At 46.7% G+C, this 12,066-nt stretch carries 12 protein-coding genes and 1 riboswitch; of the genes, 11 read left to right on the top strand and 1 reads right to left on the bottom strand.

Features of this window, described 5'->3' with window-relative positions; translation table 11 throughout:
- Nucleotides 1-104: 104 nt before the first annotated feature.
- Genes CKW00_RS00650 through CKW00_RS00665 form a run of 4 tightly spaced genes read left to right on the top strand, consistent with a single transcriptional unit; the run spans nt 105 to nt 4,026 of the window.
- Nucleotides 105-467 carry a VOC family protein gene (locus CKW00_RS00650; protein ID WP_095820912.1) on the top strand — a complete coding sequence of 121 codons (363 nt, stop codon included), beginning with the start codon at nt 105-107 and terminating at the stop codon, nt 465-467.
- A 33-nt stretch (nt 468-500) separates the two neighbouring features.
- Nucleotides 501-1,220 (top strand): potassium channel family protein, encoded by a 720-nt coding sequence (locus tag CKW00_RS00655; protein WP_095820913.1) that lies wholly within the window; start codon nt 501-503, stop codon nt 1,218-1,220.
- 53 nt (nt 1,221-1,273) lie between these two features.
- The gene (locus CKW00_RS00660) at nt 1,274-1,597 is read left to right on the top strand and encodes a nucleoside triphosphate pyrophosphohydrolase (RefSeq protein ID WP_095820914.1); all 324 of its coding nucleotides are present in this window, start codon (nt 1,274-1,276) and stop codon (nt 1,595-1,597) included.
- Nucleotides 1,597-4,026, top strand: coding sequence for a DEAD/DEAH box helicase family protein (locus tag CKW00_RS00665; protein ID WP_095820915.1), 2,430 nt, complete (start codon nt 1,597-1,599; stop codon nt 4,024-4,026). The genes CKW00_RS00660 and CKW00_RS00665 overlap by 1 nt, the downstream gene beginning before the upstream one ends.
- A 155-nt stretch (nt 4,027-4,181) precedes the next feature.
- Here CKW00_RS00665 and CKW00_RS00670 read toward each other — a convergent pair whose 3' ends face one another.
- Complete coding sequence (locus CKW00_RS00670) at nt 4,182-5,768, bottom strand: BCCT family transporter (protein ID WP_095820916.1); 1,587 nt, start codon at nt 5,766-5,768, stop codon at nt 4,182-4,184.
- 190 nt (nt 5,769-5,958) lie between these two features.
- Here CKW00_RS00670 and CKW00_RS00675 point away from each other — a divergent pair, with 190 nt between their 5' ends.
- The 7 genes from CKW00_RS00675 (at nt 5,959) to CKW00_RS00705 (ending at nt 12,066) form a co-directional block, all read left to right on the top strand.
- Nucleotides 5,959-6,591 (top strand): NAD(P)-dependent oxidoreductase, encoded by a 633-nt coding sequence (locus CKW00_RS00675; protein ID WP_158221254.1) that lies wholly within the window; start codon nt 5,959-5,961, stop codon nt 6,589-6,591.
- A gap of 14 nt (nt 6,592-6,605) precedes the next feature.
- Nucleotides 6,606-7,253 carry an SDR family oxidoreductase gene (locus CKW00_RS00680; RefSeq protein ID WP_095820918.1) on the top strand — a complete coding sequence of 216 codons (648 nt, stop codon included), beginning with the start codon at nt 6,606-6,608 and terminating at the stop codon, nt 7,251-7,253.
- A gap of 86 nt (nt 7,254-7,339) precedes the next feature.
- Nucleotides 7,340-7,442: riboswitch (TPP riboswitch) on the top strand.
- Between the two features lie 84 nt (nt 7,443-7,526).
- Nucleotides 7,527-8,123: a YkoF family thiamine/hydroxymethylpyrimidine-binding protein gene (locus tag CKW00_RS00685; RefSeq protein WP_095820919.1), complete on the top strand. Its 597-nt coding sequence runs from the start codon at nt 7,527-7,529 to the stop codon at nt 8,121-8,123.
- On the top strand, nt 8,120-8,698 hold the full coding sequence (locus tag CKW00_RS00690) for an ECF transporter S component (RefSeq protein ID WP_095820920.1): 579 nt from the start codon (nt 8,120-8,122) through the stop codon (nt 8,696-8,698). Before CKW00_RS00685 ends, CKW00_RS00690 begins: the two co-directional genes overlap by 4 nt.
- Nucleotides 8,698-10,260, top strand: coding sequence for an ABC transporter ATP-binding protein (locus CKW00_RS00695; RefSeq protein ID WP_158221255.1), 1,563 nt, complete (start codon nt 8,698-8,700; stop codon nt 10,258-10,260). The genes CKW00_RS00690 and CKW00_RS00695 overlap by 1 nt, the downstream gene beginning before the upstream one ends.
- Entirely contained in the window at nt 10,247-11,014 is a 768-nt protein-coding gene (locus tag CKW00_RS00700) for an energy-coupling factor transporter transmembrane component T family protein (protein WP_095820922.1), read from the top strand. The genes CKW00_RS00695 and CKW00_RS00700 overlap by 14 nt, the downstream gene beginning before the upstream one ends.
- A gap of 77 nt (nt 11,015-11,091) precedes the next feature.
- Nucleotides 11,092-12,066, top strand: a complete 975-nt coding sequence (locus tag CKW00_RS00705) for a TDT family transporter (RefSeq protein WP_095820923.1) — start codon at nt 11,092-11,094, stop codon at nt 12,064-12,066.

Consider the following 12,066-nt stretch of genomic DNA (forward strand, 5'->3'; position numbering starts at 1 on the left):
GACGTAGGACGGAAGAAAATCGTTTTACCATACAAAACGTTATCCGTATGTATGATAATATTAAAAATAAACGAGAGACATAGAGCCGAAAGGGAGGAAAAGATATGTTGAAACGAATCGATCATATTCAACTTGCAGCACCGGAAGGCGGGGAAGAGAAAGCGCGGGAGTTCTTCGGAGATATACTCGGCATGGAAGAGGTGGAGAAACCGGACAGTCTTCGGAAAAACGGGGGCGTCTGGTTCAGTCTCGGCGTCCAGCAGCTGCACATCGGTATAGAAGAACCGTTCACTCCCGCCCGGAAAGCCCACCCGGCGTTTGAAGTGGATGACCTGCAGGAAGCAGTGGACACACTTGAGGACCGGGGTGTGGCAGTGAAGAAGGATGACAGGCTCCCGGGAGCAGAGCGCTGTTATATACAGGATCCGTTCGGCAACAGGATTGAACTGCTGCAATGGGTAGACTGAACAGGACTTCTACGATAGGTGGTGAGGGATAACATGAAAGCAAAAACGAAAAAGAACTGGATTATCGGGTATGAAATTACGCTCGTATTCCTCGCTTTGGCTTCCGTATTATTCATATGGACGGAGAATCCGGTACTTCTGGCTATCAACCGGTACGTCTGGATCATCTTCTTCACGGACGTCCTCATAAGATTTATAGCAGCAGAAAAAAAGTGGCAATACATAAAAAAGAACCCTATTGATATCATTGCGGCCCTTCCTCTCGACGCTATTTTCCAGACAGCAAGGATTGTACGATTGTTCCGCGTTCTGCGCTTTTTCGCCGTCTCACGGAAATACCTCGGCACTCTGTTCTCTATCATTAAAACGAACGGACTGGATCTAGTGCTGAGTGTCTCATTTATCCTTGTTTTTGGAGCAGCAATCGTGGTCAAGGAATTCGAACCCACAATCACCACTTACATGGACGGCGTATGGTGGTCGGTCGTCACTACCACCACAGTAGGGTACGGCGACATCTCTCCGGAGACGGGGATAGGGCGAATGGTCGCCATCGTTCTCATGCTTGTCGGAATCGGTCTCATCGGGATGATCACCAGTTCCATCACCACTTTCTTTCTGACAGACGGAGTAAAAAAAGACGAGAGGGTGGAGTTTATCCAGAAGCAGCTCGATCATTTCAATGATTTGAGTGACCAGGACGTGGAGCGCCTCATAGCGATGCTTCATGAAATGAAAAAAAAGAAGGAATGATATATTAATAATATACTCATTTAAATTTTATATTACTGAAAGGAGACATATAAATGCCGGTGCACAACAAATTAGTCAGAGATAAAATCCCGGAAATTATTAAAAATAGTAATAAAAAATTTACTGCACGCATATTAAGTGAAACTGAATACGCCCAAGAGTTAAAGAAAAAACTATATGAAGAAATAGAGGAATACATGACAGCTGAAAATGATGAAGAAGCTGTAGCTGAACTCGCAGATCTTTCCGAAATAATTTATTCTTTAGCTAAAGTTCATGGAAAAAAACCTGAAGATTTAGAGAAGTTGAGGAAAAACAAAGCTGACCAACGGGGATCGTTTCAAGAAAAGATTTATCTGTTGGAGGTTGAAGATTAATGCCGGATGTTACGCTTCACACCTATGAACTTCATGAAAAAATAATAGATGCTACTAATAAATCAGACATAATTTATATTTTAACGTCATTTCTTATGAAATCTGGAGTCGAAATGCTGGCCCCGGCACTACAAGAAGCAGTGAACCGTGGAGCTGACGTAAAAGTCCTTACAGGTGATTATTTATATGTAACCCAGCCTGAGGCTTTGAAACGACTGTTAGAAATAACCGGAGAGAATTTTGAGTTGAAAATGTGGCAAAGTAATGGAGAATCTTTCCATCCTAAAGCCTATCTTTTTAACAAAGGGGAAACCGGCACTCTGATAGTAGGTTCTTCTAACATGTCGCGTTCTGCATACACTAGTGGAATCGAGTGGAATCTGGAAATTCAGGAAGAAACGAGTGAAGGGATTCATAGCGAAGCGGTAAGAAAATTTATACATATGTTTCAGAACAATTGCACTTATGAAATTAATCTTGTAACAGTTGATATCTATGAAGAGCATTACAATAACTTCAGGAAAGACTTTCCTGACTTCGTAAGTAAGTGGTCGGCCCAAGAAGAAAAGGAACTTACTCTCGGCGCAGGCAAAGACAGCGAAGGAAAGATAATGGAAGAGCCGCGGGAGTATAATATAAAAAATGAACCTATTCCCAGATTGGCTCAGCCCGCGGCGTTGAATGAACTCGAGTTAACTTTAGAAGAAGGTTATAAAAAAGGTATGGTAGTGATGGCTACAGGGTTAGGGAAAACCTACCTCGCAGCTTTCTTCGGACGCAGTTTTCGAAAAATTCTTTTTATTGCTCATAGGGAAGAGATACTTTATCAGGCTAAGGAGACATTTGAGCATGTCTCTCCTGAAAAAGAAGCCGGAATTTATAATGGAAAAGTAAAAGAAGCAGAAGGTGAGATGATTTTCGCTTCTATATTTACTTTGAGTATAGATGCGCATATTTCAAAGTTTTCGCCGGATGAATTTGATTTAATAATCGTAGATGAATTCCATCATGCAGCTGCTAAAACTTACAGAAAAGTTATAAATTACTTTGAACCTTCTTTCATGTTGGGGCTTACTGCCACTCCTGAAAGAAGAGATAATAAAGATGTGTTAGCTTTGTGTGAGGGAAATATAGTTTATGAAATGAACTTTATACAAGCTATCCAGAAGTCATGGCTGACCCCTTTTCGTTATTATGGAGTCTATGATGACACTGATTATTCGCAGCTTTCCTGGCTTGGAAAACGCTATGATACACGGGAGTTGGAAAATGTACAATTGCAGGAAAGAATGGGAGAGAAAATATACCAGGCTTGGATAAAATATAAGCAGTCAAGGACTCTGGGTTTCTGTTCCTCAATTAACCAGGCTGAATTTTTAGCTGGAATTTTTACTGAACGAGGAGTGAAAGCAATCGCCCTCCATTCCCGGACCGAAGGTCTTTCAAGGAAAGATGCAATTAGAAAATTAAAAGAAAGGGAATTAGAAGTTATTTTTACTGTCGACTTGTTTAATGAAGGAGTTGATATTCCCTCAGTAGATACCATTTTGTTTGCAAGACCTACTGAATCACTAGTAGTTTACACCCAACAATTAGGGAGAGGGTTACGTCTAGCGGAGGGAAAAGCTTATTGCAATGTTATAGACTTGATTGGAAATTACCGCAATGCTGAATTAAAAATGAATCTTCTGGGGGAGGTTACTGAAAAGAATACGCGTAAAAACTCTGTACCTATTGCACCTGAAAAATGCGAAATAAATATTGATACAAAGGCGATTGATTTATTAAGGCATTTATACCGTAAGAGGAGTTCAAGAAAAGAAAATCTCAGAGAAGATTATTTTAACATAAAGAAAAAGCTGGGGAAACGACCTACTTATTTAGAAGCTCATTTACATGGGGAAGTGAATTCTAAGGAATATAAAAATATTTTCGGGAGCTATATTGGTTTTTTATCGTGGGTGGAGGAATTATCTGTTGAAGAAGAGGAAATTTGGGACGAATATCAAGAGTGGATAAAAGAACTTAATAGCACAGTTATGACGAAGAGTTATAAGATGGTCATCTTTCGATACATGCTGAATAGGGGGATGAATGAATGGAAAAAATCTATTACTTCCGAAGAAGTAGCACCATTTTTTCATTATTACCTTACAAGCAAAGAATATAGAAAGAAAATAGATTTTTCTTCAGCTAATACAAAAGAGCTGTGGGAATACAACGAGAAAAAAGTAGCAAATTTAATTAAAAGACAACCTATGACACATTGGTCAAATAGTGATTTTTTTGAGTTCGATGGTCAGAATTTCTCAATCGTTAATCTGGTGGTAGAAGAAAAGCACAACGTTGTTCTATACTCTATGATGGAAGAAATTTGTGAGTATTTACTTCATTACCATTTTGAAAGAAAATCTGGGAATAAAAATTAAAATCGCCAGGAAACCTGTTTAATCTAACATTCTTTATACTTTAATAAAAGATAGAAAGAGCTGGTCATCCCTGAAGCGGGGAAGGCCAGCTCTTTCTCGTTAGAGTAATTCAGTGTGTAATCGGAAATTGGTCATTTTTTTGCTGTGAATTAATTTCATGAATCACCATTCTCTTCTTCTTCAATATGTTCGGCGATTTTACGGTGTTTCGCTATATCCTTACGTTCACGGGTCTCCCTGTAGTCACTTCTGATAGTCATCAGGAGCGAGACGGCGACCACGAAGAGGACAATCGAGAATGGCAGCGCTCCAATCAGAGAAGCTGTCTGCAATCCATTCAGACCGGCACTGATGATCAGCACAATAGCTAACAGAGCTATCATCGTCCCCCATATTCCTTTGATTACTACAGAAGGGTCTCTGTCCCCCTGTGTCGTCATCATACCGAGTACGAAGGTAGCCGAGTCGGCAGAGGTGACCAGGAAGGTGAACAGTAAACAGATGGAAAGGAACGAAAGAATACTTCCGAGCGGCAGCTGATCGAACAGGGAGAAGAGAGCGGTAGCTTCGTTCTCCGCCACGGCTGCGGCAATCTGTGTTCCGTTGAACAGGTCGGAGTGGATGGCTGTTCCACCGAAGATCCCGATCCATATTATTCCAAGAAACGGCGGTGTGACCATAACTCCAAGGACGAACTCGCGGACGGTACGCCCTTTGGAAATACGGGCTACGAACATACCGACAAACGGTGCCCAGGCGATCGTCCATGCCCAGTAGTACACGGGCCAGTCCTGCACCCACGTACTTTCATTGTAGTGTCCGAGACGGAGACTCGCCTGAAAGAAGTTCTGCAGGTAGTCCCCTAACCCTGTAGTAATAGTGTTAAGTATGAAACCTGTCGGGCCTATGAACAAAACGACGACCATGAGTAAAAGAGCGAGGCCGAGGTTGATGTTACTTAAGTATTTGATACCCCGGTCAAGACCGGAGAACGTGGAAACCATGAAAAATATGAACATGGCAAGCACGATCAAAATTTGCGTCGTCTGTCCGGACTCGATACCGAACGTTGCTCCGAGTCCGCTGTTGATCTGCAGGACACTGAGTCCGAGAGTGGTAGCGACCCCCATAACGGTTGCGATGACTGCAATGGCATCGATACTGCGCCGCAACGGTTTCTTGCCCGTGTCTCCTATGACAGGGTTAAGGGTGTCACTCATAAGACTCCGTTCTTCCTGCCTGTAAATGAAATAGGAGATGGCGAGACCGACGAAGGTAAATGAAGCCCACTGATGGATGCCGTTGTTGAAGAAAGCGTTCCACATGGCGATACGGGCAGCCTCAGCTGTCCCGGCTTCCACTCCGGGTTCAAACGGCGGGGGAGTGCCAAAGTGCGTCATCGGTTCCGCAACGCCCCAGAAAACGATACTGACACCGAAACCGGCACTGAACAGCATGGCAATCCAGGTGTAGAAAGGGTATTTCGGGCGTGTCTCGTCACCGCCGAGACGGATGCTTCCATACTTACTGAAAGCAAGGTAGAAGTTGAAAATGATGAGAGCAAATACGAAGATAAGGTAAAACCAGCCAAACGTGTTAGCTATAAAGCTGTACACTGTGTCCGCCTGGGATGCTAACGTATCCGGTGCCAATCCTCCCCATATAGTAAAGGCTAAAATGATGAGGAAAGAAGACCAGAAGGTCGTGTTCATAAACTTATACTTTTTCTTCTTAGTTGCCACGTGATTTCCTCCTTGGTAGGTATAAGACGTAGTGATGAGTGTTCATTCACTTTTTATTCACTTTTTAATGTTACAGGGGTAATACCCCAAATGTAAAGGCTTTATGCCACATAAGTTATTAGTTGTTTCGGAAAAGGTAATTTGGGAAAATGAAAGAAGTACAGTATGTAAGGAGAAAGGAGAGGTAACAGTGAAAATAGCGGTATTCGGGGGTACGGGCTCCACCGGTCTCCGACTTATAGATAAACTGCTCGGTCGCGGCCATGAAGTGTACGCCTACGCCAGAAGTCCGGAAAAGTTATATCCGATGGAGCACGACCGGTTAGCGGTCGTGGAAGGCACACTGGATGAACGGGAAAAAATCAGGGAAACGGTAGACGGTATGGACGCCGTCATCAGCCTTCTCGGTCCTTCCGGGCGCGTAAAAAGGCAGACGCTCAGTGAAGGGGTCATCAACATCGTAGAAACGATGGGAGAAACAGACACGAAACGTTTTGTCAGTATTACGACGGGCATCGTCAAGGACCCGAATGACGAAAAAGACTATCGTCGAAATACGGTCGCTTCCGCACTGCGCCTCGGCTTTGCCAACAATCAGCGTGAAATTGAACGTATGGCCACAGCCATCCGGAGTACGGACCTTGACTGGACTCTCGTACGCGCCGGTTTCCTTACGGATAAAGCGGAGAAACCGCTTAAAATCGGTTATTTAGGAAAACATGAAGTAGGAATGAGCGTATCTCGTGCGAGCGCAGCCCAATTTCTTGCAGATTTAGCGGAAACGAACGATTATGTAAGAGAGTCACCTGTTGTAAGTAACTAGAAAGGCGGGATTGTATGGAAAAAGTTCTTGTTGCCGGAGCAAACGGTCAGATTGGGAAACATCTCGTCCGTCTGCTTCAGGAAAGTGAACAGTTCGAAGCCAAAGCGATGATCCGCGATAAAACACAGGCATCCTTTTTTGAGAATCTGGGTGCAGGAGTGGCTGTGGCGGATCTGGAAGATGAAATCGACGTGCTTGCCGCATTGATGGATGACGTGGACGCTGTCGTGTTTGCTGCCGGGTCCGGACCTCATACCGGGAAGGATAAAACCATCATGATAGATCTGGATGGAGCCGTGAAAATGATGGAAGCGGCGAAACAGAAAGGCGTAAGCCGCTTTGCTCTTATCAGTTCTTTCGATACGAGACGAGGCAGCTGGGGGAGCGAAGACTTCCGTCCGTATGCCGCCTGCAAGTTTTATGCGGACGAATGGCTCCGTGCTTCCGGTCTGGAGTATACCATCATCCATCCGGGCCGCCTCACTAATGACGAAGGTACCGGGAAAGTGAACGCAGGCGAGAAAGTCGAACGTGACGAAGTCCCGCGTGAAGATGTTGCGAAAGTGATAGTGGAGACGCTGAACAGTCCTCATCTTATTAAGAAGGAGTTCCAGGTTACGAAGGGCGAAGCCCCCGTAATGGAAGCTCTGAAAACGGTGTAAATGTAAATATCTAACGAAAAACGCCGGTTTACAAAATTTTCTGTGTGTTTTATGATGAATTCAAACAACAAAAAACTGCATATCGTTTCATGCACTGGGGGAGCCGGCTTACGGCTGAGAAGAATCGAATTCTGACCCTTTGGACCCGATCTGGTTAGTACCAGCGTGGGGAAGTGCAGTCTGAATAAAAACGGTAAACTCTTTTAATGATACAGACTGCGTCCCGCGAATCGGATGCAGTCTTTTTTGTTTTATTAAAAGGAGGAATAAGATATGAGTCAGAAACAGGAAAATGAAAAAATTGCAGGATGCTCTTTCTCGGTTCATCCGATGAGTGATGACTTCAAGGAAAAGATCAAGGGGGCTCTGGAGAAAATCGATACTTCAAAAGTATGGATGAATACGGATGAAGTGACGACGACAGTGCGCGGGGATATCGAGCACGTATTTGACGTGACGAGGGCGGTATTCCTGCGTGTAGCCGAAACAGGAGTACACACAGCTTTGAACGCAACGTACTCTGTCGGGTGCCCTGGGGATTCCGAGGGGGACCAATATACCGGGCATAACGAAAAGCCGGGAAACGGGCTGTGGGATGTGGATCAGTATACCAGCGCGAAGTTTTCTCTTTACCCGATGGGTGGCGGAGATTATATGGACGTTATATACAAGGGGATTGAGCGTATGAAAGAGAGCGGAATCGAAGTTTCCGAAGCTCACTATGCCACTAAGCTGTCAGGGGATACGAATGCGATGTTCAAAGGTCTTGAAGAAGTATTCAGGGACACGGAGGAAAGCGGTTCTTCCCACACCGTAATGACTGTAGCCATGTCTGCAAACAGTCCATCCCGGGAAAGAGGAGATAAATGAAAAACTGGAAACTGAAAGAAATCGTAGTCATGTCGGTGCTCTCCGTCGTATTTGCAGTCGTTTACCTCGCTTTTCTCCCTGTAGGAAAAGTACTGACGGGTTTCTTCGGACCAATCGGCTATGACTTTATCTTCGGCATCTGGTTCATCGTTTCCATTATCGCTGCTTATATTATTAGAAAACCCGGAGCAGCTTTTCTTTCCGAAACCATTGCGGCTACTGTTGAAGTACTGCTCGGGAACGCGGCAGGTCCCATGCTTCTGATCAGCGGAATGATTCAGGGCCTCGGTGCGGAATCGGCATTCGCGATGACCGGGTATCGCCGCTACAACCTCGGGACGCTTATGTTCTCCGGGATGATGGCTGCCGTCTTCAGCTTCGTCTGGGGATACTTCCAGTCCGGGTACGCAGCACTTGCCGGCGGGTATGTACTGCTGATGTTCGTGACGCGCCTTATCAGCGGGGCGATTCTTGCAGGTGTAGCCGGAAAAGCTTTGAGCGACGCTTTGGCGAAAACCGGTGTTCTTTCTGGATTTGCTCTCGGCAAAGAAAAACGGAAGAAGCATGCTGCATGATGAATATACAAAATTTGTCCCTGCAGTACGATGATATGGATGCCCCGGTTCTTCAGAACGTAACGTTCTCGCTCGGGGAAAAGGAATGTGTACTCCTGCTCGGGGCAAGCGGTTCGGGAAAAAGTACGCTCAGCCGGTGCCTGACGGGAATTTATCCGAAAGAGCTCGAGGGTATGATGGAAGGGGAAGTGACGTTTGAAGGTATGCCGGTCAATGAAGCTTCTCCCGGGACGATGAGCCGGAGAGTAGGGACTGTATTTCAGGACCCGGAAACGCAGTTCTGCATGCTTACAGTGGAGGATGAAGTGGCGTTTGGACTTGAAAATATATGTGTTCCTTCTGAAAAGATGGAAAAGAGAGTGGAGACTGCTCTTGAGGAGGTGGGACTCCTCCATAGAAAGAAAGCGGCGGTCATCTCTCTTTCCGGGGGAGAGAAACAGAAACTGGCTCTCGCCTGCATACTCGCCATGGAACCCCCGGTGATCGTTCTGGATGAACCGACGGCGAATCTCGACCCCGTAGCTACCGATGAATTTATTGCTCTGCTCAGTTCTCTGAAAGAGTTGAAAAATATAACGATTTTCGTTATTGAACACGATCTTGACCCCTGGATTGATATAACAGACCGGGTGCTCATGCTCGGAAGAAACGGCAGTCTGTTTTACGACGGCCCTCTGCAGCAGGGGGTCGATCGTTATGCCCGTGACCTTTATGAAGAAGGGATAGCCGTACCGGGTGCTGTAAGAATGGCTATGGAAACCGGCACAGCGACTCCTCCTTATCCGCTTACGGCCCGCGGACTCGCTGCAGGTCTTTCGGCTCCTTTGAAAGCAGTCTCAGGCAGGGAGAACGGTCCTGCCCTCATACAGGCATCGGGAATCAGTTACAAATCTATTTTCTCCAACGTGGACATAACGATTTCCGAAGGTTCTTTCACGGCGATCGCGGGGCCGAACGGAAGCGGAAAAACTACCCTGAGCCGGCTCCTTGCGGGTATCGATCCGGTCTCCTCCGGACGACTTACCCGTCCCTTCCCGGACAAAGACTGGTTTCAGCATGCAGGATACGTCTTCCAGAACCCTGAACACCAGTTTCTCACGGACAGTGTATGGGAGGAACTGGCGTACAGCGGGGCGGGGGATGAGAAAATAGAGGAGCTGCTGGAGTGGTGTGGACTTACGGACCGAAAAGATTTTCATCCTTTCACGCTGAGTCAGGGGGAGAAGCGACGGCTGAGTGTGGCGACTATGCTCGTAAAGGATCAGGAAATACTTTTTCTGGATGAGCCTACGTTCGGACAGGATGCAAAGTCCACCAGCCGTCTTATGGATCTTCTCAAAGAAAAACACCGTGCGGGTACGACGATCGTAATGATTACTCACGATATGGATCTCGTCGATCGCTACGCTACCGGGGTGGTGGTTATGAAGGACAGAAAGATAGGCTTCACGGGAAATCCGGATGAATTATGGAATGAAGATCTGGTCGCCTTTCAGCTTAAGGAACCTTTTCGTGTAAGGACGAACAGGCTGATAAAGGGGGATATGTATGTACCTCAATAATCTGAATCCGAGTGTGAAAGCTCTTACTATTTTGGGACTTGTCGTAGCACTGGCTTTGCTGTTTGATCCGGTGACCCCGGCGCTGTTCACTCTGGTCACGATTGCTGTAACGTTCCTGTTCGGAGATTTCCGCCGGAAATACTACCTGTTTTATCTGATCCCTTTTACTATATTCGCTGTCGGTATGCTGTGGACGACGATCGCTTTTGCGGATGCGCCGAAAAACCCTTCTGAGACGGTCGGTCTCATCTGGTGGGAAGTGCCGCGGGAGGATGTGCTTGTGGCGGTATCTCTCAGTTTTCGCGTCCTCGCCTTCGCGACGATGTCTCTTTTATTTATTTTCACAACGAACATGGTGGAATTCCTGCTAAGTCTGATGCAGCAGCTTCGGCTTCCTCCGAAGCTGGCCTACGGCATCATGGCGGGATACCGGTTCTTGCCGATGCTCACGACAGAGTTCCGGCAGATCCGTGCCGCTCACAGAGTGCGCGGTATGGGACAGGAAAGCAGGTGGAAACGCTACCGGCGTTTTGCAGTCCCTTTACTGGCCGGAGCGATCCGCAAAGCGGAAAGGACGGCCGTAGCCATGGAATCGAAAGGATTTACCGGCACCCGGGAGCGGACGTTCTACCGGAATATCCGCGTACGGAAGAAAGACTGGCTGTTCCCGGCGGGCATGGGGGCGATCTTCCTGCTGCTGATTCTGCTCAGCCTCCGGTTCGATTATTTCTCCTGGTATCAGGGGCAGCTGTGAGTTTTCACGCTGCTCCTTCGTACTTAGGGGCATTCTTTGATAGAATAAGGGGAGCATAGTAGAGAGGAACATAGAGTATGGTAACGAACAGGAAAATCATTAATCCTGCCGCCGGAGCAATTGTGATGGCGTTCGGGATTTTTTTGCACACGAGTATGAATCTTCTCCCCTTCCCGTCGATTATGAGACCGGTCTTTATTTCTTTGTTTCTGACCGGTGCAGCCGGAATTCTCATAGCGCTCGGAGTGCAGTTTTCAAGCAGGGAGTTCCGGAGAGGATTTTTGAACAACCCCGTAAATTTCTTCTCGATGGGGACGTGGGTGGCCGGCATTTCAGTCTCTGCCAAAGTGATCCTTCTTTATTATCCGGAATTCGCCTCCGCTGTAACAGTCGTCATCGTACTGAACACGTTTTTATACGGCTATTACATCTGCCACTGCCTCAGGCATTTCTATAACCTGTGGAGAACTCCGGAGGCTCATGCCCCGCACGGAGTGATCCTGCTTGCCGCTGTCGCCACGCAGTCGCTCGTCATCGTATGGAACGTACTCGTACAGCCGGATATCCCGCCTCTCGGTGTTCTGTTCGGACTTTTAATGTATACAACAGGAGCGGTAGTCATCATCCGTCATTACTTTTGGAATTCAAAAGGCACGCTCACGGACGACTGGAGTAATACGAACTGCATTTTTCACGGCGCGCTCTCCATCAGCGGGTTTGCCATGGTCGTCTCCGGATCTTTTGCGGAAGAGACGATTGCGATGTTCTGGTGGGGGACTTTCACAGTGCTCCTTTTCATTGAAAGTATAGAACTGGTACGGGCCGGCCGGCGTATCCGGAAATACGGATGGAGGGAAGGAGTGTTTACGTATCACATTTCCCAGTGGTCGCGGAACTTCACATTCGGTATGTTTTTCGCTTTCACCTCCCACGTTCATACAGGGATGCTGCTCAACGTATGGGGGTGGATCGTCATACTTCTGCTGGTAGCGGAAGTGATCATTTTCACGAAACAAAAAACGGAGGGTGCCCCGGGAGGAGCCCATCCGTAA

The sequence above is a fragment of the Salimicrobium humidisoli genome, assembly GCF_002295105.1.
GTDB lineage: Bacteria > Bacillota > Bacilli > Bacillales > Halobacillaceae > Salimicrobium > Salimicrobium humidisoli.